Genomic DNA, 21,561 nt, shown 5'->3' with positions numbered 1-21,561 from the left:
TGTGTTATGGCTGAAAACAGTTTACCTGCATCTACATCAACATCATCGTCCCAAAACGGACGCCCGAATCTTAACCAGGGCAACGGAAAAATCTCACGCATCATCTTCCTGATCCTGCTGTGCGGCGGCCTGCTGTTCACCGCCATCAACCTGTTTAATGACGTGGAGGAGACCGGCGCGCCTGTCACCAGCTATACGCCGTTCCTGCTGCTGGGCGTGGCTTTAGTGATTGCGCTCGGCTTTGAGTTTGTTAACGGCTTCCACGATACCGCCAATGCGGTCGCCACCGTGATTTATACCCATTCGCTGTCGCCGGGTGTGGCCGTGGTGTGGTCTGGCTTCTGCAACTTCCTCGGCGTGTTGCTCTCCAGCGGCGTGGTGGCGTTTGGCATTATCTCGCTGCTGCCAGTGGAGCTGATTCTGCAGGCAGGCAGCGGCAACGGCTTCGCCATGGTGTATGCGCTGCTGTTCTCGGCCATCATCTGGAACCTTGGCACCTGGTATTTCGGCCTGCCAGCCTCCTCTTCGCATACGCTGATCGGTTCGATCATCGGCGTGGGCGTGGCGAATGCCCTGCTGCACGGTCGTAGTGGTACCAGCGGTGTGGATTGGGATCAGGCGATCAAAGTGGGTTACGCCCTGCTGCTGTCGCCGATTGTCGGCTTTATCTGTGCGGCGCTCCTGCTGCTGGCGATGAAGGCCTTTATCCGCAACCGCCAGCTGTATGAAGCACCAAAGGGCAATCAGCCTCCACCGGCATGGATTCGCGGCCTGCTGATCCTGACCTGTACCGGCGTCTCTTTCGCTCACGGCTCAAACGACGGTCAGAAAGGCATGGGCCTCATCATGCTGATTCTGGTCGGCACCATGCCGATTGCCTACGCCCTGAACCGTTCGCTGCCGCCGGATCAAATCCCGCGCGTGGCCGCGTTAACTCAGGTCACTGAACAGCAGCTGCTAACGCTGCAACCGGCACCGGCTGCAATGCCCGCACCGCGTGAAGTACTGACCGAGTTTGTGCGCACCAGCCAGAACCGCCCTCAGGTACTCCCTGCCCTTGGCATGATGCTGGGCGATATCGGCGACCAGATCCGTCGTTATGGTGCGGTGGAGAATATCCCGGCGCAGGCGGTGACCAACACCCGTAACGATATGTATCTTGCCTCCGAAACTATCAAACATCTGCAATCGGCCAAAGTCGCGCTGCCGGAAGAGATTGCCAGCAATCTCACTGCGGTGAAGAAAGAGCTGGATGCCGCCACGCGCTTCATCCCGATGTGGGTGAAAGTGGTGGTCGCGATTGCCCTTGGCCTTGGCACCATGGTGGGCTGGCGTCGCATTGTGGTCACCGTCGGTGAGCGCATCGGCAAAACCCATCTGACCTACGCACAGGGTGCCAGTGCGGAGCTGGTGGCGATGGCGACCATCGGCGCAGCGGATGTCTTCGGCTTGCCGGTTTCCACTACGCACGTGCTGTCATCAGGCGTAGCGGGTTCAATGGCCGCCAACAAATCTGGTCTGCAGCTCTCAACGATTCGTAACCTCGCGCTGGCGTGGGTACTGACGCTGCCGGTCTCGGTCTTACTTTCAGGGCTGCTTTACGCTCTGTTTATTCATCTGTAACGGGGAAAAGTCATGGCGACACACGACAATAGCTTCCACAGCGAGACCTTTAATACGCGTCTGCTGCAGGAGTTTTACGACAGCTACGACGAAGAGCTGGAAATGGAGCTGGACGATCTACGCTTCAATGATAATGGTGAGCCACAGCAGGAAGGCGATAAGGCCTTTCGCCGCCGCTACTTCCGTGAGCTGCTGCATCTGCAGGGCGAGCTGGTGAAGTTACAGGATTGGGTGATGCGTACCGGACATCGCGTGGTGATTTTGTTTGAAGGCCGTGATGCCGCCGGGAAAGGCGGGGTGATCAAGCGTATCACCCAGCGTTTAAACCCGCGCACCTGTCGCGTCGCCGCCCTGCCCGCACCGAACGATCGTGAGAAAACACAGTGGTATTTCCAGCGCTACATCGCTCACTTGCCTGCAGCAGGTGAAATTGTGATGTTTGACCGCAGCTGGTACAACCGCGCAGGTGTTGAGCGCGTGATGGGCTTCTGTAACGAAGCCGAAGTGGAAGAGTTTTACCGCAGCGTGCCGGAATTCGAAAAAATGCTGACCCGCAGCGGCATTCAGATCATCAAATACTGGTTCTCGATTACCGATGAAGAGCAGGAGCTGCGCTTCCTGAGCCGCATCCACGATCCGCTGAAACAGTGGAAATTGAGCCCGATGGATCTCGAAAGTCGTCGCCGCTGGGAAGATTACACCGAAGCCAAAGAAGAGATGCTGGAGCGCACCCATATTCCTGAAGCGCCATGGTGGGTGGTACAAGGTGTGGATAAGAAACGTGCGCGCCTGAACTGCATCAGCCATCTGCTGCAACAGGTGCCCTACGAAGAGAGTGAGAGCAAAACCATTATGTTACCGACGCGCGAACGTCATGAAGATTATCGCCGCGCGCCAGTTCCTGAAAATATGGTGGTTCCAGAGAAGTATTAATTAACAGTTTGCACGGCTGCCTGGCGGCCGTGCTGCTGTTGCAGACGCAACGTAATGGCAAATGCGCCCAGCACCATCAGGGCCGCCGCCAGATACACTGACTGCATCCCCCAATGACCAATTAGCAACCCCGCCACCGGCCCCGTCAATCCCAGCCCTAAATCGAGAAACGCCGAATACGTCCCCAGCGCCGATCCCTGATCCTGTTGCTGCACGCGTTTAACGGCTTCCACACCCAGCGCCGGGAACACCAGCGAGAAACCACCGCCGGTCAGGAACGCGCCGATATCCACCAGCCAGCTGCTGTCGGCCTGCCAGATTAACAGCAGACCGGCACACTCCAGCACAAACGACACCAGCGACACTTTCAACCCGCCAAAACGGGTGATATAGCGGCCGCCGGCGAGTCGCACCAGCACAAAGCCCAGGCTGAACAAAGTCAGGGCAAAGGCGGCGCCGCTCCAGTCGCGGCTGGCAAAATAGAGCGTGATAAACGTCGAGATGACGCCAAAGCCGATGGTGCCGAAGCCCAGTGCCAGCCCGAACAGCCAGACCCGGCTGACCACGCGATGAAAAGGAATACGCACGCCCGCTGTGACGCTGACCGCCGCCTTACGACTCGCCATGCAGAAACCGATCACGCCCATCAACGCCACGAGTCCGGCAAACCCACTGAGGCCGAACATTTGATTGAGCAGCACCCCGAGCGGTGCGCCTATCGCCATCGCAAAGTAGGTGGCAACGCCATTCCAGGAGATCACACGCGCCGTCTGCAGCGGTCCGACAAGGTTCATCCCCCACAGTGTCGAACCCGTGCTGCTAAAGCTTTCTCCCACGCCCAAAAACAGCCTACCCAGCGCTAACAGCGCCAGACTCAGCATGGGTGTTGCGGTAAATAACGCGGCGAGAAGAGAGAGCACGCCGCTCATGCCGCAGCACACCAATCCCATCATCACCACGCGTTTCGGGCCATAGCGATCGGCCAGGCGGCCCGAATGCGGACGACTGAGCAGCGTGGCGAAGTACTGCAGGCTGATGATCAGCCCGGCGATGAACGAGCTGAAACCCAGCTGGTTATGCACAAATCCCGGCAGCACCGCGAGCGGCAGCCCTACTGAGAGATAGCAGAAGAAGGTGAAGACAATAACGGAAATGATGCGTTTATTTAACTGAGCATGACTCAGTACAGCGGCGTCAGACATAAGTGATGGCATTACAAATGAATGTGAAACGCTACTATAGCGCAATTAGCGTTGAGCTTGAACCTGACTTTACCTGGAACTGTGTCATGGCTTAATTCTGTATATTTCTATTATCGCTTTTATTGAAATATCGTCCCGGTAATTTCACTTTCCATTAATAATCAAACTTAATTCAATTTCATTTACGCATTGTTCTGACAAATCTGAAAAAAAACAATAATCGGAAAACGATTAACCAAAAACATTCCATTAAAAGAGCAGCAAAACCAACTGTTAATCTCTTCAGGTCGAATGAGTGCAGAGAGAGGCGCGCGCAATCATTCACATTAAGACATAGATCCCGCCCCTGATTGCCTTTAGGTTACAGATTATTCAATCAAACTTTGATCGTTACTTTCGGTGCGTAATCTAGATGATGACGTGGAACCCTCGCACCTGATTAACTCCATCTCTAACCTCTGTTCATTCTGTTCCCTACCGACCAGGAGAGATTATGAAGATAATCACCAGTGGAAGCGGATATCCTGAAAAAAGAAATATCATCACCAACCCACACAATAAATATATTGATTGTCGCAAAAAGAATATCTACTTCTATTTAAATGCCGTAAGAGCAAGAATCTTACATAAAAATAAAAAATTTATTTTTCTCCCGCTTCCCGGCTTGCTGCCACATGATGCGGATGTCATTCACCTCTTCAACGAAGTGGCCGATACCAAAAGGAACTGGATCGCCACTTTTGAAACCGAAATCCCGCGCGTACTGCCGGTGCCTGGAGTGGCGAAGTTCGACAATCCTCAACTCAAGTCGCAACTGCAATTAATCGCCAGATCGGAATGCCTGACGTTAATTGCCATTTCTCAAGCGACGCTCGACATCCAGCTGAAGCTGCTCGACGCGTTTCCCGCGATCAAAGCCGCTGTCAGGCACAAGCTCCACGTCCTGCATCCGCCGCAGCCGCTGCTGTGCGTCAAACCGCGTCTGATCTCGCCGGGAGAAATTCGTTTCATCTTTATCGGCAATGAGTTCTATCGCAAAGGCGGCGCGGAAGTGGTGCTGGCTATCTCCCAATTAACTGAAGAGGATGTGTTCAGTCGCGGTCAGATTCAGGTGACGCTAATCGGTGACATCACGCAACGGCATAATATCGCCCACCGACATTTTCAGGATGATGAGGCGTTCTACGCGCGCATTGAACACCTCATCAAAATCTCGCCGCACATTCAGCATTTCACCACCCTGCCCAACAATCAGGTGCTGACCTTGCTGCAGCATTCGCACGTGGGATTGCTGCCCAGCTGGCAGGATACTTACGGCTTCTCGGTGCTGGAGATGCAAGCCAGTGGCTGTCCGGTGATCACCACCAACATTCGCGCCTTGCCGGAGATCAATCCACCCGGTACAGGGTGGCTGATTCAGCAGCCGGTCAATGACGAATATGAGTTAGTGGTGGATTCTCAGGAGAGCAAACTGCTGATACGCCGACAAATTGTGCAACAGCTTAAGGGGCATATCATTGATATTTTGAGTAATCCGGGCGTGATCACGCAATATTCTGCGCAATCACTGAAGCGAATTGCTGAGCAGCACGATCCGGGAAAATTCAGCGAGCAACTTGCTCACTTCTATTCAGCCAGCAAGCAGATGCACTACACAACGGCGTTTAAATGAGGAAGGGTTAAACCGGTGCGGTTAACTGAAGGGCGTGGCGTTCAATTGCCGTGGCAATCTCAGCAGATACGCGCAGAGTGCGGATCTCACTGAACAGCCCATCGGCTTCGTTATAGGCTTTACGCAGATAACCGAGCCACTGTTTGATGCGGGCGACGTGATACATGCCGGTATCGCCCTGCTTCTCCAGCTGCGTGTACTTCAGCAGCAGTTCGACCACATCCGGCCACGGCATCGGCGCTTCGTTGTATTTCACCACACGGCCGAGGTTCGGGATGTTGAGCGCACCGCGCCCCAGCATTACCGCATCGCAACCGGTGATGCGCAGACAGTCTTGCGCATCCTGCCAGCTCCAGATCTCACCGTTGGCGATCACCGGAATCGACAGACGCTGGCGAATTTCACCAATCGCCTGCCAGTTGATGCTCTCAGCGCGGTAGCCATCTTCTTTGGTGCGACCGTGCACCACCAGTTCGCTGGCACCGGCCTGCTGCACCGCGTCGGCAATTTCAAAGCGGCGCTCACCCGAATCCCATCCCAGACGCACTTTCACCGTGACGGGAAGGTGATCGGGCACGGCTTCACGCATTGCTTTCGCGCCGCGATAAATCAGCTCAGGATCTTTGAGTAAAGTGGCGCCGCCGCCGCTGCCGTTCACCAGTTTTGATGGACAGCCGCAGTTGAGATCGACGCCCCAGGAGCCGAGTTCTACTGCACGCGCGGCGTTTTCTGCCAGCCACTCAGGATATTGCCCGAGTAGCTGCATACGCACGCGCGTACCGGAAGCCGTTCGGCTGCTGTTGTGCAGCTCGGGACACAACCGGTAGAAGGATTTTACTGGCAGCAGCTGATCGACCACGCGTAAAAACTCAGTAACGCACAGATCATAATCATTTACCCCGGAGAGCAGTTCGCGTACCAGAGAATCCAGCACGCCCTCCATCGGCGCCAGTAATACCCTCATCGCGTTAGATGTTCCCGCTCTTTTTCGCTGCCGGACGACGACGACCGCTGTTGGCGGCTGGCGCGTTTTGAGCGGCACTGCTGCCCTGACGACGTGCAGGACGCGCTTCGCCCTGTGGACGTGCGCCATTGCCACCCTGTGGACGCTGACCGTTGCCGCTGTGCGGACGAGAGACGTTACCGCCCTGCCCACGCCCCTGGCCACCCTGACCGCGGCCCTGGCCGCGACCCTGCTGCTGGCGACCATTCTGGATCGGTTCCGCTTTGATGCTAGGGTCCACTTCGAAACCTTCCAGCTCAATGCGCGGAATCTCACGCTTCAGCAGGCGTTCGATATCACGCAGCAGTTTGTGTTCATCGACACACACCAGTGACAGCGCAGCGCCGGTTGCCGCAGCACGACCAGTACGACCAATACGGTGGACGTAATCTTCCGCCACGTTTGGCAGCTCGTAGTTCACCACGTGTGGTAATTCTTCGATATCCAGACCACGCGCGGCGATATCCGTTGCCACCAGCACACGAATGCCACCGGATTTGAAGTCAGCTAACGCACGGGTACGCGCGCCCTGGCTTTTGTTGCCGTGGATTGCCGCTGCGGTGATGCCATCTTTGTTCAACTGTTCAGCCAGATGGTTGGCGCCGTGTTTAGTACGGGTGAACACCAGCACTTGCTGCCAGTTATCGCGACCAATCATCAGCGACAGCAGTTCCCGCTTACGCTTCTTATCAACGAAGTGTACCTGCTGTGAAACTTGCTCAGAGGCGGTGTTACGACGCGCCACTTCCACCTGCTCCGGGTTGGTCAGCAGTTTTTCCGCCAGGGTTTTGATCTCATCCGAGAAAGTGGCAGAGAACAACAGATTCTGCCGTTTCGCTGGCAGACGCGCCAGTACACGGCGGATGTCATGGATGAAGCCCATATCGAGCATGCGATCCGCTTCATCCAGCACCAGAATCTCAACCTGTGACAGATCGACCGCATTTTGATGCGCCAGATCCAGCAGACGGCCTGGCGTCGCCACCAGCACATCCACACCCCCGCGCAGTTTCATCATCTGCGGGTTGATGCTCACGCCACCGAAGACCACCAGTGAGCGGATATTAAGATACTGACTGTATTCACGAACGTTCTCGCCCACCTGCGCCGCCAGTTCACGGGTTGGGGTGAGGATGAGTGCACGCACCGGACGGCGACCACGCGCCGTGCTCGGATTGGCAGAAAGACGCTGCAACAGTGGCAGCGTGAAACCGGCGGTTTTACCGGTACCGGTTTGGGCGCTCGCCAGCAGGTCACGACCCGCCAGCACCACGGGAATAGCCTGACGCTGAATCGGCGTCGGTTCCTGGTAGCCTTGTTCCGCTACCGCACGCAAAATATCGGCACTTAAGCCGAGAGAGTCAAATGACATGCAGGTGTATTACTCCGAACCGCCCTGTTCGCCGTCAGCGATGTAGTTTTCAGGGGGTATATGACGCAAGCCTGGTGGGCTCACGTGTGAAAAGGGCACAAACTACCATGCGTAAGGGCGGGAGTTTAGCAGGTTTCCGCTGCCACCGCGACTGACAATAGTCACGGCGCTGTAACATGATGTTGGTAGTCTTCCCGCTGTGGCACGAGTCGCGCCGTTGCTCTCTGTGACCGTTATTGCGCTGCGCATAACAAAAAAGGAGCCGCATGCGGCTCCTTTCGGTTCGCGACTGAGCTTTCGCTTAGCTGCGCTTTTTCTCCACGCGATGCGCGGGTTCTTTCGCCAGCAGTGATACCAGCGCCGGACCCACCAGCATCACCACGCCCAGGCAACCGATCAGCAGGTTGTTGTGGATGAAGCGGGAGATCAGGAACAGCGTCAGCATCGCCGCGCCGAAGTAGTACGTTGTTGTGACTTCTTCCAGCGCGTCACCCATGCGACGCAAACGGGCACTACGCTGCAGAGCCAGCATGGCGATAAACACCACTGCATAAGCTGCTACCAGGGTACTGCTCACTTCAACCAGCGCCTTGTGTTTCCAGCCCCAAACCAGCGCGGCGATCACCAGCAGGTGCATCGCAATATGCAAACAGGTTTGACCGGTAACGATCTGAACACGATTAGACCATTTCATTCTCTTCTCCTGGCAGACCCAACAGGTCGCCCAAGTGTATCTGGCTGCGGCCAGACGGATTTCCTCAATGTAAAGCAAATTTCGGATAACGCCCTAATTTTCTGCGCCCTTCACCATCCATTTGTGACAAAGACTACACTTTGTGCTGTTGATGATGAAAAGGAGCGCGTCGAAGTATGCCACAAAACACGCAAGGATTTTCATTTAAAGTCCTGACGATCAATACCCACAAGGGGTTCACCAGCTTTAACCGTCGCTTTATCCTGCCGGAATTGCGTGACGCAGTCCGCGCCACGTCGGCGGATATTGTCTTCCTGCAAGAGGTGATGGGCACCCACGCTATCCATTCGCTGCACATTGAGAACTGGCCGGAAAATTCTCATTACGAGTATCTGGCAGATACCATGTGGCATGATTTTGCCTATGGCCGTAACGCAGTTTATCCCGAGGGACATCACGGGAACGCGATATTGTCACGTTTCCCCATTATTGAATATGAAAATCTCGATATTTCTGTGGCGGGAAGCGAAAAGCGCGGCATGTTGCACTGTCAGATTCGCCTGCCGGATCGCCCCGATCCGCTGCATGTCATCTGTGTGCATTTAGGGCTCAAAGCGCAGCATCGTCAGGCACAGATGAAGATGATGAGCGATCGCATCAATGCCCTGCCGCACGATGCGCCGCTGGTGGTGGCCGGAGATTTCAACGACTGGCAAGTGCACGCCAACCGCTTCCTCAAGCGCAGCGCAGGGTTGCAGGAAGTGTTTAGCATGAAAAATGGTCGCCCGGCACGCACCTTCCCGGCACGTTTTCCGCTGCTGCGACTGGATCGTATCTATATCCGTAACGCCACCGTGAGCCAGCCCTGGGCGCTGCCGGTCAAACCCTGGTCTCACCTTTCCGATCACGCTCCCCTGGCCGTGGAGATTTTCCTATGAATTTCAGCTGGCGTGAGGGCAACCAGTTGCGGTTGCTGGAGAACGGCGAGCAGTTCTTCCCCTGCGTTTCAGCAGCCATTCAGCGTGCCGAGCGTTCGCTGCTGCTGGAGACGTTTATTCTGTTTGAGGATGACGTTGGCAACGCGCTGCATGGCGATCTGCTGGCGGCGGCGCAGCGTGGCGTCAAAGTCGAGGTGATGGTGGATGGCTACGGTTCACACGATCTCTCCGACGCCTTTGTGAACACGCTGACTGAAGCCGGCGTCCGTTTTCTCTATTATGATCCGCGTCCGCTGGTGCTGGGCATGCGCACCAACGTGTTCCGTCGTCTGCATCGTAAAATCGTGGTGGTCGATGATGCCCTCGCCTTTGTGGGCGGCATCAACTTCTCTGCAGAGCACAATACCGATTACGGCCCGGAGGCAAAGCAGGATTATGCGGTCGAGGTGACGGGGCCGGTGGTGCTGGATATTGCTCGCTATGTACAGCAGGCCATCGGTAGCAAGCAGACCACGCGACGCTGGTGGGGAGGACGTTCACAGCGGCTGGCGGTTAATGCGATGCCCGGTGAGGCACAGGTTTTGTTTGTTTATCGCGACAATGACGACCATCGCGACGACATTGAGCAGCACTATCTCGATATGCTGCGCAAGGCCAAACAGGACGTCATCATCGCTAATGCCTATTTCTTCCCTGGCTATCGCCTGTTACGTGAAATGCGCAGTGCCGCACAGCGTGGCGTGCGTGTACGGCTGATCGTGCAGGGTGAACCGGATATGCCGATTGTCAAAGTGGGCGCCGAAATGCTCTACAACTATCTGGTGGATGCCGGGGTTGAAGTCTATGAGTATTGCCGCCGCCCGCTGCACGGCAAAATTGCGGTGCAGGATCAGCACTGGGCCACCGTAGGCTCCAGCAATCTCGACCCACTGAGTTTATCGCTCAATCTGGAAGCCAATCTCATCGTGCACGATCGCACTTTCAATCAGACGCTGCGCGACAATCTGGAAACCCTGCTTCAGCACGATTGTGTGCGCGTGCAGGATGACAAATTGCCGCCGCGCACCTGGTGGCATCTCACCAAAAGTGTGATTGTGTTCCATTTCCTGCGTCACTTCCCGGCCATTGCCGGTTGGTTGCCCGCGCATACGCCTTTACTGGCGCAGGTTGATCCCCCGGTGCAACCAGAAATGGAAACCCAGGATCGGGTCGAAACCGGCAACGAAGGAGCGAAACCCTGATGAGCAAAAAACATTCTCGCTGGCAATGGACCAAGAAAATCCTCACCTGGCTGTTCTTTATTGCGGTGATCGTACTGCTGGTGATCTACGCGCGCAAAGTGAACTGGCAGGACGTGTATCAGGTGATCGTCGGCTACAACCGCTATGTGGTGCTGGGCGCAGCGGCGCTGGTGGTGGTCAGCTATCTCACCTATGGCGTGTATGACTTAATCGGTCGCGCCTACTGTGGACACAAGCTGGCGAAGCGTCAGGTGATGCTGGTGTCGTTTATCTGCTACGCCTTTAACCTGACGCTCAGCACCTGGGTCGGCGGCGTGGCGATGCGTTATCGCCTCTATTCCCGCCTCGGCCTGCCCGGTGGCACCATCACACGCATCTTTTCCATGAGTATTGCCACCAACTGGCTGGGCTATCTCCTGCTGGCGGGCGTGGTGTTTGTCGCCGGCATGGTACCGATCCCGCCGCGTTGGTTTATTGGCGAAAACACTTTGCGCATTATTGGTGCCGTGCTGTTAGTACTGGTCGCGATTTATTTGTGGGCTTGTGCCTTTGCGAAAAAACGTCGCTGGACGATAAAGGGGCAACATTTACAGCTGCCCTCGCTGCGCATGGCGCTGATTCAGTTTGCCGTCTCCAGCGCGAACTGGCTGGTGATGGGCACCATTATCTGGCTGCTGCTGGCGCGTCAGGTGGATTATCCGCAGGTACTGGGGGTGTTACTGATCAGCAGTATTGCTGGAGTGATCATTCATATTCCGGCGGGCATCGGGGTGCTTGAAGCGGTATTTCTGGCGCTGCTGGCTGGCGAGCATGTTTCGCACGGCACCATCATTGCCGCCCTGCTGGCCTATCGCGTGCTGTACTTTATTTTGCCGCTGCTGCTGGCGCTGGTGTTGTATCTGATGCTGGAGAGTCGCGCAAAACATCTGCGGCAGAAGAATGAACAGAAGATGGCGAAATCAGACGCGGGATAACTAGTAAAGCACTCGCGCTTGGTGGGCGCCATCAATGGCGCACCCGAAAATTCTGTGCAGATTGATACGGTCGATATTGGTGCGCTGGCTAAAATCAATTGCGCCCCCTACAAGCATCCTGTTCTGAGGTTGTAGGGGGCGCATTGATACCAGCCAGAAGCGGTGCTGCAGAGTTAACGGCGGTTGCCGAAAATACGCAGCAGCATCAGGAACAGGTTGATGAAATCGAGATACAGCGTCAGCGCACCCATGATCGAGTAGCGACGCATATTCTCTTTGTCATTGACGTTGATGGTCTCGCCAATCGATTTCAACTTCTGAGTGTCATAAGCGGTCAAACCGACAAACACCACCACACCAATATAGGTGATCGCCCACATCAGCGCCGGGCTTTTCAGCCAGAAGTTCACCAGTGACGCCAGTACGATACCAATCAATGCCATAAACAGCAGGCTACCAAAGCGGCTGAGGTCGCGTTTGGTGGTGTAGCCGTAGAAGCTCATGGCACCGAACATCCCTGCCGTCACGAAGAAGGTGCTGGCAATAGATGAATAGGTGTAGACGAGGAAAATACTCGCCAGCGTCAGGCCCGTCAGCGCCGAATAGAGCATAAACAGCCCGGTGGCTAAGGTACTGCTCAGACGATGCACCATGCCCGACAGCACAAACACTACCGCCAGCTGCACAATAATCAGCCCGAAGAAGGTGATGCGATTAGCAAACACCAGCTCCATCACCGCAGGTGTGCGCGCCGCAAACCAGGAAACAAAAGCGGTCAGCAGCAAACCACAGGTCATCCAGCCATAAACCTGTGCCATATAAGTCTGCAGCCCGGTTGACGCCTGCTGCACGATTGAATCATTACGTGGATATCGGTCCATGATGCACCTCTTTAAGTTAGACAAACGCTCTAAGTGTGGAGTCTACACCGCATTGCGTCAACGGCGCGTCAAGCACTGCTGATATCGGCCATTTACGCGCTGGGCAAACCAGGCGGTGGTCAGATTGCGGGTGATTTTCGGGCTCTCCAGTTTAATGCCCGGCAGCATCTCGCGCGGCAGGCGTTTACCGGCCATTTTATCAGCCAGAATAAACGTCTGCTTCCAGAGCGTGCTGTTGCTGAAGCTTTCCGTATCGCCCTTCTCCAGATCGCGACGGATCTCCCGATTGCTCATATCCAGCTGCTTGCTCAACGTGCGCACCGCTAATTCAGTGGAACCGGCTTGCTCGCTGCCGTACATAATTAAGTCACCATCCAGCGCCAGTTTGATGCCGCTGGCACGCGCCACTGCTGCCTGGAAAGCGGCGTTACGACTGGCGTACCATCCGGCATTGAAATCGGCAAAACGGTACAGCATCTGGCTGTAATCCGCCGGATAGCCGAGCAAATGCAGCGTACCGAAATAGATGCCGCCACGACGCGTGAAGACTTCACGGCGAATCGAGCCATCAATCGAATACGGATAACCTTTGGCATGCGCTTCGGCAAATTCAATGCTGACCTGCATCGGGCCGCCGGTGTGAATCGGATTGAGATTGCCAAACAGCTTCTGCCCCATCGGCACCATATCGATGAAATCATCGAAAATTGCGCTCAGCTCTTTCTCACTGCGCACCTTATCCAGTCGCGCGGCGTAGCTTTCCCCGGTGGGCGATTTAATCAGTAAGGCGGTGCGCACTAAGAACGCGGGAACGTGCACTTTGGCGGCGCGGCGGTCAATTTCACCCCAGGCGATTTTGGGTAAACCGGGCACAGGCGCATCGGCACTGAAATTGGACTCCTGATCGGTGACCGCGATCACCGCACAGACGTTACTGGCGCTGGGATCGATCTGCTGGACGCGAAACGCGGTGTAGATGTCGTCTGCCCAGGCGCTTTTTTGGCTGACATCGCTCGGCAGTAACTTTTGAATCTGAGATTTGACGTCGGCAGGTTGCCGCGCGGGGGCCTGCGGTTCTTTTTTGGTACTACATCCGGCCAGTACCAGCGCGGTGAGCAGCGCCGCGCCTTTGAGCATTTTAGTGGTATTCATCTTGTTCCCTGACAGGCCAGCAAAACCCGTACCTTAACGTTTTCAACTCGCTACGGCTATCAGAGCAGGTCGGTTTTACGCGCTACTTCCAGCGTTCGGCGGCTTGATGGTCGCTGTCGCGCGCATCGACCCAACGATCGCCCTGTTCGGTGGCTTCACGCTTCCAGAACGGCGCACGGGTTTTCAGGTAATCCATGATGAACTCGGTAGCAGCAAATGCGCTACTGCGATGGGCGCTGCTGACGCCCACAAACACAATTTCATCACCAGGGAACAGTTCGCCCACGCGATGGATCACCGTCACCTGCTGCAACGCCCAGCGCTGACGCGCCTCTTCGACTATTTCCGCCAGCGCTTTTTCTGTCATACCCGGATAGTGTTCCAGGGTTAAAGCGGCCACGCTGTCACCGAGATTGTGATTGCGCACTTTGCCGGTAAAGGTGACCACCGCGCCATCGCTGTCATGCGCGGCGAGTTGGCGATACTCCTCGCCGACATCAAAAGGCTCAACGCCAACGCGAATACGAGTGGCCATGCTCATCCTCCGGTGACCGGTGGGAAGAACGCCACTTCATCGCCCGCACGCAGCGGGTGGCTCATCGGTACCAGCGTCTGGTTGACCGCTGCCAGCAATTTGCCGGATTCGAGCGCCAGCGCCCAGCGATCGTTCCTCTCCGCCAGCGCTGCACGCAAGGTTGCTACATCCTGATATTCCGGTTTCAGCTCTAACGCGCTGGTGCCGGTCAATTCGCGCACCTGCGCAAAAAACAGCACCTTAATCATGTGCCACCGCCTGAAAATCGCCGGATTTGCCGCCGCTTTTGCTGAGCAAACGCAACTGATCGATCACGATATCTTTCTGCACCGCTTTGCACATGTCGTAAATGGTCAGCGCGGCCACCGATGCGGCGGTCAGCGCTTCCATTTCCACGCCGGTTTTTCCGGTCAGACGGCAACGAGAGGTGACGCGCACGCGGTTGTGCTCAGGCTCGGCCACCAGCGTCACTTCCACCTTGCTCAACATCAGCGGATGGCACAGCGGGATCAACTCCCAGGTGCGTTTCGCTGCCTGGATCCCGGCAATGCGCGCCGTGGCGAACACGTCGCCTTTATGATGGCTGCCGTCGATGATCATCTGCAGCGTTTCCGCGCTCATCAGCACCAGCGCTTCAGCCTGGGCTTCACGCACTGTTTCGTTTTTACCGGAGACATCCACCATGTGGGCTTCGCCGGCGGCATTGATATGAGTTAATGATGACATGCTTACAACTTCTTCAAATGAGAGACAAAATTACAAGGGCGCGTGCGTGCATCCAGCTGTTCTTCAATGATGCGTTCCCAGCCGCTGCGGCAGGCGTTGGTCGATCCCGGCACGGCAAAAATCAGCGTCTGATTCGCCAGCCCGGCGACCGCACGTGATTGCAGCGTGGAACTGCCAATCTCTTCGTATGAGATCATCCGGAACAGTTCGCCAAAGCCGTCGATTTCACGGTCGAACAGCGGCAGCAGCGCTTCCGGCGTGCTGTTTTTGCTGTTAAATCCGGTGCCGCCATTGACGATCACCACCTGCACATCATCACTGGCAATCCAGCGCGACACCGTGGCGCGAATGCGGTAACGGTTATCAGGCACGATCGCGCGATCCACCACCTGGTGCCCGGCTTCTGTCAGTGCCTCACGCAAGTAGTCGCCCGAGCTATCATTGCTGGCATCACGGCTGTCCGAGACGGTCATCACCGCCACATTCAAGGCGACAAACTCGCCGGTAGGTTTACCCATGGCTGTAACTCCTGTGTTTAGCCGCCAATGAAAGAGAGGTTTTGTGTGATGCCGGTGTTGCCCTGATGCAGGAAGTGCGTCTGCTTTTTCTGGCCGAGACTGTGGGCAATCCGCGCCTGTAATTCATCCTGCTGATCGTCCGATGCCAGTAAATCGCGCAGCGAAACACCGCCGTCGCCAAACAGGCACAGATGGAGATTGCCCATTGCCGACACGCGCAGACGGTTGCAGCTGGCGCAGAAATCTTTTTCGTAGGGCATGATTAAACCGACTTCGCCCTGATAGTCAGGATGGCGGAACACCTGCGCCGGACCGTCACTGCGTCCACGCGGCTGAAGCTGCCAACCCTGCATGATCAGTTGATCGCGAATCACCTCACCCGAGATGTGATGACGACGGAACAGATCACCGCCCTCGCCGGTTTCCATCAGTTCGATAAAGCGCAGCTGAATTGGACGGATGCGGATCCAGTCGAGGAAGGTCGCCAGGCTGTGGCTGTTGAGATCGCGCATCAGCACGCTGTTGACTTTGACCTTCTCGAACCCGGCGTCAAACGCGGCATCAATTCCGGCCATCACTTCCGCGAATTTGTCCTGGCCGGTGATGGCGTGAAACTGGCGCGCATCAAGGCTATCGACGCTGACGTTGATGTTGGTGAGTCCCGCGTCACGCCACGCACGAACATCACGCGCCAGGCGATAGCCGTTGGTGGTCACGGCGATCTGGCGTATGGCATCGTTTTCGCGCACCGCAGCGATGATATCGGTGAAGTCACGGCGCATAGAGGGTTCGCCGCCGGTCAGGCGCACTTTTTCCGTGCCCGCAGCCGCAAAGGCACGCGTCACGCGGCGAATCTCGTCCAGCGAGAGGAAACTTTTGTTGTGATTACCGTTCGGTCTATAGCCGTCTGGCAAACAGTAGGTACAACGGAAGTTACACACATCCGTGACCGACAGACGCAGATAGTAGAAGCTGCGCGCATAGGCATCTGTAAATTGTGGCACCTGAACACCTTTCCAAATACGGGAGATGCAGTCATTTCTTTCTGCACCCTGGCAGCGATGCTGCGGCCAGGCATCCATATCGTTATGACTTAGGCATGCAAGGCTTGGGAGTCTGTTGTCATTATGGACAACACGGTTAATTCGAATGGTAGCGCGATTTCTCCCTCGCATCCATCAGTGAATTTCGCTATATATATTGATATATAACGTTTTTTCACCGCATTATCGCCGCAGGATACGGTAAAATGCGCGACAGATATTGATACACATCACTTCAACTGCACGACAACCTGCAGTTGTCCGTTAAAAGGAACAGCATGAATCGTACCCTGGCAGATTTGGATCGCGTGGTAGCACTGGGCGGCGGGCACGGCCTGGGTCGTGTGATGTCGGCGCTGGCACCGCTGGGCTCACGCCTGACCGGCATCGTGACCACCACCGATAACGGCGGATCCACCGGACGCATTCGTCGTTCGGAAGGCGGTATTGCCTGGGGAGATATGCGTAATTGCCTGAACCAGTTAATCATGGAACCGAGCGTAGCCTCGGCAATGTTTGAGTACCGTTTTGCCGGTAACGGCGAACTGGCCGGTCACAACCTCGGTAATCTGATGCTCAAAGCGCTCGATCACCTTAGCGTGCGGCCGCTGGAAGCCATCAACATCATTCGCAATCTGCTCAAAGTCGATGCCTTCTTGATTCCGATGTCGGAGCAACCGGTAGACCTGGTGGCGCAGGATTGCGAAGGCAATATGGTGTATGGCGAAACGGCAATTGATGAAATGAAGCTACCGCCGCAAGAGTTGATGCTGCATCCCAATGTCACTCCCACTAAAGAAGCACTGGATGCGATTGCGGAAGCGGATTTGATCCTGATTGGCCCAGGCAGTTTTTACACCAGCCTGATGCCAATTCTGCTGATGGAGGAGATGGCACGCGCGCTGCGCCGTACGCCCGCCACCATGGTGTTTATTGGCAATCTTGGACGTGAGTTAAGCCCGGCCGCCAGCCTGACGGTGGCGGATAAACTGGCAATGATGGAAAAAGCCATCGGCAGGCGAGTGATTGATGCCGTGGTGGTCAGCCCGTCAGCGGACGTCAGCGGTGTGGAAGATCGCCTGATTGTACGCGAACCGCTGGAGGCCGCCGATATCAAGTATCGCCACGATCGCCAGCTGCTGCGGATTGCATTGGAACATGCGATTCAGGCGGTTTAACCTCGCGCAGGCAGTGCGCATAAATACGCACCTTACGAGGGCGAATGTTAAGTAGGGTCGCAATTCAGGCACGACCTGGCACATAGGTAGCAGATCAGACCGGGCACATAGTTAACACGTATGTGCTCAGTCGATTTGAATGATACGTCTTTCTGCACGGTCAGGAAGCGGCAATAAACAACTCACGCAGTTGATGCAGCTGGTCACGCACGCTGGCCGCCTCTTCAAATTCCAGATTCTGCGCATGCTGCTGCATCTGCACCTCCAGCTCGTGAATTTTCTTCTGCATCGCCTGTGGCGTCAGTGCCAGATAGTTGGCTTCTTCTTCCGCCGCTACGCGTGAGGCGGTTTTGCCCTTGCCGCGTGTTTTCACCACGTTTTTGCCCAGCTCAAGAATATCGGTGATTTTCTTGTTGAGGCCTTGCGGCACAATGCCATTCTCTTCGTTGTAACGCTGCTGCTTCTCACGACGACGCTCGGTTTCGCCCATCGCGCGCTCCATCGAAGGGGTGATCTTATCGGCGTACAGAATCGCCTTACCGTTGATGTTACGCGCCGCACGGCCAATAGTCTGGATCAGTGAGCGTTCGGAACGCAGGAAGCCCTCTTTATCCGCATCGAGGATCGCCACCAGCGACACTTCCGGCATGTCGAGACCTTCGCGCAGTAAGTTGATGCCCACCAGCACATCGAACTCACCGAGACGCAAATCACGAATGATCTCCATACGTTCAACCGTATCGATATCGGAGTGCAGATAGCGCACCTTCTCGCCGTGCTCCACCAGATATTCGGTAAGATCTTCCGCCATGCGTTTGGTCAGCGTAGTGACCAGCACACGTTCATTGATCGCCACGCGTTTGCGAATTTCTGATAGTAAGTCATCCACCTGAGTGGCGACCGGACGCACTTCCAGAATCGGATCCAGTAGCCCGGTGGGACGTACCACCTGATCAATCACTTCGTCACCGGATTTTTCCAGCTCATAGTTACCCGGCGTGGCCGAAACATAGATGGTTTGCGGTGCCAGCGCTTCAAACTCTTCAAAACGCATCGGACGGTTATCCAGCGCCGAAGGCAAGCGGAAGCCATATTCTACCAGCGTCTCTTTACGTGCGCGGTCGCCGCGATACATGCCGCCAATCTGGGGGATGGTGACGTGCGATTCGTCCACCACCAGCAATCCATCGGCGGGCAGGTAGTCAAATAAGGTCGGCGGTGGCTCGCCCGGACCGCGACCCGAGAGATAGCGCGAGTAGTTTTCAATGCCAGAGCAGTAGCCGAGTTCGTTCATCATTTCGAGATCGAACTGGGTACGCTGGCTGATGCGCTGCTCTTCCAGCAGTTTATTGTTCTCCAGCAGCACCTTGCGACGATCCACCAGCTCGACTTTGATCTCTTCCATCGCCTGCAGAATACGTTCGCGTGGCGTCACGTAGTGCGTTTTCGGATAGATAGTGAAACGCGGGATCACGGACTCAATCTGCCCGGTCAACGGATCGAACAGCGACAGACGCTCAACTTCTTCGTCAAACAGTTCGACACGCAAGCCGATATCGTCGGATTCAGCCGGGAAGATGTCGATCACTTCGCCACGCACGCGGAAGGTGCCACGCTGGAACACCTGATCGTTGCGGGTATATTGCAGCTCCGCCAGACGGCGCAGAATGCTGCGCTGGTCGATAATCATGCCGCGCGTAAGGTGCAGCATCATTTTCAGATAGAGATCGGGATCGCCCAGGCCGTAAATCGCCGAGACCGAGGCCACCACAATCACATCACGGCGCTCCAGCATCGCTTTGGTGGCTGAGAGACGCATCTGTTCAATGTGTTCGTTGACCGCCGCATCCTTCTCAATAAAAGTGTCGGAACTCGGCACATAGGCTTCAGGCTGGTAGTAATCGTAATAAGAGACAAAAAACTCCACCGCGTTATCCGGGAAGAACTCTTTCATCTCACCGTATAACTGCGCCGCCAGCGTTTTATTGGGCGCCATCACCATCGTCGGCCGATTGAGGTCGGCAATCACGTTGGCGATGGTAAAGGTTTTGCCCGATCCGGTTACCCCGAGCAGGGTCTGATGCGCGAGCCCATCCTCCAGCCCCTCTTCAAGACGACGAATGGCCTCGGGCTGATCGCCTGAAGGTTTGAAATCAGAGTTGAGTTTGAAGGCTTTACTCATGGTTTTGCGGTTCCTGCAGAAGATGTCAGCGAGCAGGCTGATAATTCTACTCTGCTATGACGAATTTGCCAGAAAAAAATACTGGATATATTTACAGATATCTTGCACGATAACGGGGAAAGCAGCTGTCTCGCTTCAGTGCAATTTAAGCGGCAAAAGGCAAAAGCTTGTTGCGCAAGGTTATCCCCAGAGCCGTGACGCTTTTAACATTTGTCAAGAGAGCGTCATTAAATTGCAGTCCGATGACAAGGCAGAAAAATCTCAGGCTTGCTTTTAATTAACCTTCTGATTTTATTGGTAATGACTCAGAAGTCCAGTTTCGCAGCATAATGTATGCAGGCCGCGTATTTCCTCGCTTCCACGCGGTTTTCAGTCGCTAATGCACAAGGTTATCCACAGGAATAGTGGATAACTGAATCCAGCCCCGAGCCCATCAGCTGTGTATAATTTTCCCCGCTCTTATCCTGGCGTGCGAAATATTTTTTTTTTCGTTTTTTTTTCCGCCTGCCTTAAACCGCTTTAACTATCCTTTTGGCAAGTCAAGCACCATTGTTGTCGAAAAAACCGTACCTTAAGACCACTTATTTCTTCAGTGATTGCCATATCAATGAACAGATGCACCAGAAACGTTAAGCATTCAGCACCGTCAAAGTGCAGTCAGGTTATTACTCAGTGGGATTATTAAGTATTTCTCACCTTTTAAGCCCGCTTTCGCTGGATTCTGACTCAGAATATCCCGTTCCATTAACCTGGCCTGGTAATTGCAGTAGTTTAACGATGGAGTGACGAGTCCATACGGCTTGCCTTGCAGGCCATCAACAGCAGTGTCCACCTTAATCGTGCACGACTGTATGCCAGACGACACAGAGCGGGAGCATTCAGGCAAATAATCTGGAAGGAGTATGTCAGATGCTGAGTTTACGTTCGGTGAATCAGTTTTACGGTCACAACCATATCCTGTGGGATGTGGATCTCGATCTGCCGCCCGGCACCTGTACGGGTGTGCTGGGCAGTCCTGGCATGGGCAAAACCACGCTGGTGAACTGCATTATGGGTCGCTTGCCCATTAACAGTGGCTCAATGATCTGGCAGGAAGATGGCTCGCCACCCGAGAATTTGTTGCTGCAGCCCGCCGAACAGCGTGCGCGCATGGGAATTGGCTATGTGCCGCAAGGTCGCCATATCTTTTCGCAGATGAGCGTGGAAGATAATTTAATGATCGCGCTGATGGCCGCTCAGGACGATCGCAGCCGTGCCATTCCTGAAATGGTGTTTGACCTGTTCCCGGCACTCTATTCCTTGCGTCATCAGCGCAGTGGCGAATTGCCGATGGATCAACAGCAGCAGCTGGCACTGGCGCGAGCATTGGTGCTGCAACCTAAACTGCTGATTCTGGATGAGCCGACCGAAGGAATGTCGCCGTGGCTGGAAGAGGAGATGGGCAACCTGATCCGCCGTCTTAATCGCGATTACGGCCTGACCATTTTACTGCTGGAGCAGCATGTCTCCTTCATCCGCCGCGTGGCAGACTATTTCCTGCTGCTTCACCGTGGTCGCAATGTGGCGCAGGGTAAAGTCGCTTTGCTGGATGATGTGACGGTGAATAAGTGGCTGACAGCGACATGATGATGTGGTCGCCATCGATGAACTGCAGCCAAAATGTTGCATCACATTCTGACATTTGAGGTGCTGGT

At 55.3% G+C, this 21,561-nt stretch carries 20 protein-coding genes and 1 riboswitch; of the genes, 8 read left to right on the top strand and 12 right to left on the bottom strand.

Translation table 11 applies throughout. The features are described from left to right. Nucleotides 1-6 precede the first annotated feature (6 nt). Both AC6I8L_RS06050 and ppk2 read left to right on the top strand, forming a co-directional pair. Complete coding sequence (locus AC6I8L_RS06050) at nt 7-1,623, top strand: inorganic phosphate transporter (protein WP_034821070.1); 1,617 nt, start codon at nt 7-9, stop codon at nt 1,621-1,623. A gap of 12 nt (nt 1,624-1,635) precedes the next feature. Beyond that, nucleotides 1,636-2,556 carry a polyphosphate kinase 2 gene (gene ppk2 / locus AC6I8L_RS06045; protein WP_058961599.1) on the top strand — a complete coding sequence of 307 codons (921 nt, stop codon included), beginning with the start codon at nt 1,636-1,638 and terminating at the stop codon, nt 2,554-2,556. Here the strand turns inward: ppk2 and AC6I8L_RS06040 are convergent. Beyond that, the gene (locus AC6I8L_RS06040) at nt 2,553-3,758 is read right to left on the bottom strand and encodes an MFS transporter (protein ID WP_072226593.1); all 1,206 of its coding nucleotides are present in this window, start codon (nt 3,756-3,758) and stop codon (nt 2,553-2,555) included. The two genes, ppk2 and AC6I8L_RS06040, sit on opposite strands and share 4 nt — an antisense overlap. Nucleotides 3,759-4,251: 493 nt before the next feature. Here AC6I8L_RS06040 and AC6I8L_RS06035 point away from each other — a divergent pair, with 493 nt between their 5' ends. Continuing rightward, nucleotides 4,252-5,430 (top strand): glycosyltransferase family 4 protein, encoded by a 1,179-nt coding sequence (locus AC6I8L_RS06035; RefSeq protein ID WP_479398138.1) that lies wholly within the window; start codon nt 4,252-4,254, stop codon nt 5,428-5,430. A 7-nt stretch (nt 5,431-5,437) separates the two neighbouring features. Here AC6I8L_RS06035 and dusC read toward each other — a convergent pair whose 3' ends face one another. The 3 genes from dusC to AC6I8L_RS06020 all read right to left on the bottom strand — a co-directional run bounded on the left by dusC (nt 5,438) and on the right by AC6I8L_RS06020 (nt 8,499). Continuing rightward, nucleotides 5,438-6,394, bottom strand: a complete 957-nt coding sequence (gene dusC / locus AC6I8L_RS06030; protein ID WP_058961601.1) for a tRNA dihydrouridine(16) synthase DusC — start codon at nt 6,392-6,394, stop codon at nt 5,438-5,440. Between the two features lie 4 nt (nt 6,395-6,398). Continuing rightward, on the bottom strand, nt 6,399-7,805 hold the full coding sequence (rhlE, locus tag AC6I8L_RS06025; protein ID WP_034821085.1) for an ATP-dependent RNA helicase RhlE: 1,407 nt from the start codon (nt 7,803-7,805) through the stop codon (nt 6,399-6,401). 301 nt (nt 7,806-8,106) lie between these two features. Then, a complete protein-coding gene (locus AC6I8L_RS06020) occupies nt 8,107-8,499 on the bottom strand; it encodes a YbhQ family protein (protein WP_034821088.1) in 393 nt (130 codons plus the stop codon). 176 nt (nt 8,500-8,675) lie between these two features. Here AC6I8L_RS06020 and AC6I8L_RS06015 point away from each other — a divergent pair, with 176 nt between their 5' ends. Genes AC6I8L_RS06015 through AC6I8L_RS06005 form a run of 3 tightly spaced genes read left to right on the top strand, consistent with a single transcriptional unit; the run spans nt 8,676 to nt 11,652 of the window. After that, a complete protein-coding gene (locus AC6I8L_RS06015; RefSeq protein WP_058961602.1) occupies nt 8,676-9,437 on the top strand; it encodes an endonuclease/exonuclease/phosphatase family protein in 762 nt (253 codons plus the stop codon). Next, nucleotides 9,434-10,678, top strand: a complete 1,245-nt coding sequence (gene clsB, locus AC6I8L_RS06010; protein WP_058961603.1) for a cardiolipin synthase ClsB — start codon at nt 9,434-9,436, stop codon at nt 10,676-10,678. The genes AC6I8L_RS06015 and clsB overlap by 4 nt, the downstream gene beginning before the upstream one ends. Then, a complete protein-coding gene (locus AC6I8L_RS06005) occupies nt 10,678-11,652 on the top strand; it encodes a lysylphosphatidylglycerol synthase domain-containing protein (RefSeq protein ID WP_058961604.1) in 975 nt (324 codons plus the stop codon). The genes clsB and AC6I8L_RS06005 overlap by 1 nt, the downstream gene beginning before the upstream one ends. Before the next feature lie 173 nt (nt 11,653-11,825). On the opposite strand, the gene AC6I8L_RS06000 is transcribed toward AC6I8L_RS06005, so the two are convergent. The 7 genes from AC6I8L_RS06000 to moaA form a co-directional block, all read right to left on the bottom strand. Continuing rightward, on the bottom strand, nt 11,826-12,533 hold the full coding sequence (locus AC6I8L_RS06000; protein WP_058961605.1) for a Bax inhibitor-1/YccA family protein: 708 nt from the start codon (nt 12,531-12,533) through the stop codon (nt 11,826-11,828). 57 nt (nt 12,534-12,590) lie between these two features. Continuing rightward, nucleotides 12,591-13,685, bottom strand: coding sequence for a DUF1615 domain-containing protein (locus AC6I8L_RS05995; RefSeq protein WP_058961606.1), 1,095 nt, complete (start codon nt 13,683-13,685; stop codon nt 12,591-12,593). Nucleotides 13,686-13,767: 82 nt separating this feature from the next. Next, on the bottom strand, nt 13,768-14,220 hold the full coding sequence (moaE, locus tag AC6I8L_RS05990; RefSeq protein ID WP_058961607.1) for a molybdopterin synthase catalytic subunit MoaE: 453 nt from the start codon (nt 14,218-14,220) through the stop codon (nt 13,768-13,770). A 2-nt stretch (nt 14,221-14,222) separates the two neighbouring features. Continuing rightward, on the bottom strand, nt 14,223-14,468 hold the full coding sequence (gene moaD / locus AC6I8L_RS05985) for a molybdopterin synthase sulfur carrier subunit (protein WP_058961608.1): 246 nt from the start codon (nt 14,466-14,468) through the stop codon (nt 14,223-14,225). Next, nucleotides 14,461-14,946: a cyclic pyranopterin monophosphate synthase MoaC gene (gene moaC, locus AC6I8L_RS05980; RefSeq protein ID WP_038648103.1), complete on the bottom strand. Its 486-nt coding sequence runs from the start codon at nt 14,944-14,946 to the stop codon at nt 14,461-14,463. The genes moaD and moaC overlap by 8 nt, the downstream gene beginning before the upstream one ends. A gap of 2 nt (nt 14,947-14,948) precedes the next feature. Further along, a complete protein-coding gene (moaB, locus tag AC6I8L_RS05975; RefSeq protein WP_034821116.1) occupies nt 14,949-15,464 on the bottom strand; it encodes a molybdenum cofactor biosynthesis protein B in 516 nt (171 codons plus the stop codon). Between the two features lie 17 nt (nt 15,465-15,481). Beyond that, nucleotides 15,482-16,468, bottom strand: coding sequence for a GTP 3',8-cyclase MoaA (gene moaA / locus AC6I8L_RS05970; RefSeq protein ID WP_058961624.1), 987 nt, complete (start codon nt 16,466-16,468; stop codon nt 15,482-15,484). Beyond that, nucleotides 16,457-16,591: riboswitch (molybdenum cofactor riboswitch) on the bottom strand. Its footprint overlaps the gene before it by 12 nt. A 194-nt stretch (nt 16,592-16,785) precedes the next feature. Here moaA and AC6I8L_RS05965 point away from each other — a divergent pair. Then, a complete protein-coding gene (locus AC6I8L_RS05965) occupies nt 16,786-17,685 on the top strand; it encodes a gluconeogenesis factor YvcK family protein (protein ID WP_034821119.1) in 900 nt (299 codons plus the stop codon). Between the two features lie 160 nt (nt 17,686-17,845). Here AC6I8L_RS05965 and uvrB read toward each other — a convergent pair whose 3' ends face one another. After that, nucleotides 17,846-19,867, bottom strand: a complete 2,022-nt coding sequence (uvrB, locus tag AC6I8L_RS05960) for an excinuclease ABC subunit UvrB (RefSeq protein WP_034821123.1) — start codon at nt 19,865-19,867, stop codon at nt 17,846-17,848. A gap of 909 nt (nt 19,868-20,776) precedes the next feature. Here uvrB and AC6I8L_RS05955 point away from each other — a divergent pair. Continuing rightward, nucleotides 20,777-21,493, top strand: coding sequence for an ABC transporter ATP-binding protein (locus tag AC6I8L_RS05955; protein ID WP_034821129.1), 717 nt, complete (start codon nt 20,777-20,779; stop codon nt 21,491-21,493). The last annotated feature ends 68 nt before the right edge of the window (nt 21,494-21,561 follow it).

The sequence above is a fragment of the Type-E symbiont of Plautia stali genome, from assembly GCF_059731115.1.
The sequence above is the reverse complement of the archived record's forward strand: the minus strand, read 5'-3'. Positions and strand labels throughout refer to the sequence as shown.

Excerpts from the sequence above, each read along its gene's own strand:
- AC6I8L_RS06050 (WP_034821070.1), top strand. The coding sequence starts at position 7 with ATGGCTGAAAACAGTTTACCTGCATCTACATCAACATCATCGTCCCAA.
- ppk2 (WP_058961599.1), top strand. The coding sequence starts at position 1,636 with ATGGCGACACACGACAATAGCTTCCACAGCGAGACCTTTAATACGCGT.
- AC6I8L_RS06040 (WP_072226593.1), bottom strand. The coding sequence starts at position 3,758 with ATGTCTGACGCCGCTGTACTGAGTCATGCTCAGTTAAATAAACGCATC.
- AC6I8L_RS06035 (WP_479398138.1), top strand. The coding sequence starts at position 4,252 with ATGAAGATAATCACCAGTGGAAGCGGATATCCTGAAAAAAGAAATATC.
- dusC (WP_058961601.1), bottom strand. The coding sequence starts at position 6,394 with ATGAGGGTATTACTGGCGCCGATGGAGGGCGTGCTGGATTCTCTGGTA.
- rhlE (WP_034821085.1), bottom strand. The coding sequence starts at position 7,805 with ATGTCATTTGACTCTCTCGGCTTAAGTGCCGATATTTTGCGTGCGGTA.
- AC6I8L_RS06020 (WP_034821088.1), bottom strand. The coding sequence starts at position 8,499 with ATGAAATGGTCTAATCGTGTTCAGATCGTTACCGGTCAAACCTGTTTG.
- AC6I8L_RS06015 (WP_058961602.1), top strand. The coding sequence starts at position 8,676 with ATGCCACAAAACACGCAAGGATTTTCATTTAAAGTCCTGACGATCAAT.
- clsB (WP_058961603.1), top strand. The coding sequence starts at position 9,434 with ATGAATTTCAGCTGGCGTGAGGGCAACCAGTTGCGGTTGCTGGAGAAC.
- AC6I8L_RS06005 (WP_058961604.1), top strand. The coding sequence starts at position 10,678 with ATGAGCAAAAAACATTCTCGCTGGCAATGGACCAAGAAAATCCTCACC.
- AC6I8L_RS06000 (WP_058961605.1), bottom strand. The coding sequence starts at position 12,533 with ATGGACCGATATCCACGTAATGATTCAATCGTGCAGCAGGCGTCAACC.
- AC6I8L_RS05995 (WP_058961606.1), bottom strand. The coding sequence starts at position 13,685 with ATGAATACCACTAAAATGCTCAAAGGCGCGGCGCTGCTCACCGCGCTG.
- moaE (WP_058961607.1), bottom strand. The coding sequence starts at position 14,220 with ATGGCCACTCGTATTCGCGTTGGCGTTGAGCCTTTTGATGTCGGCGAG.
- moaD (WP_058961608.1), bottom strand. The coding sequence starts at position 14,468 with ATGATTAAGGTGCTGTTTTTTGCGCAGGTGCGCGAATTGACCGGCACC.
- moaC (WP_038648103.1), bottom strand. The coding sequence starts at position 14,946 with ATGTCATCATTAACTCATATCAATGCCGCCGGCGAAGCCCACATGGTG.
- moaB (WP_034821116.1), bottom strand. The coding sequence starts at position 15,464 with ATGGGTAAACCTACCGGCGAGTTTGTCGCCTTGAATGTGGCGGTGATG.
- AC6I8L_RS05965 (WP_034821119.1), top strand. The coding sequence starts at position 16,786 with ATGAATCGTACCCTGGCAGATTTGGATCGCGTGGTAGCACTGGGCGGC.
- uvrB (WP_034821123.1), bottom strand. The coding sequence starts at position 19,867 with ATGAGTAAAGCCTTCAAACTCAACTCTGATTTCAAACCTTCAGGCGAT.
- AC6I8L_RS05955 (WP_034821129.1), top strand. The coding sequence starts at position 20,777 with ATGCTGAGTTTACGTTCGGTGAATCAGTTTTACGGTCACAACCATATC.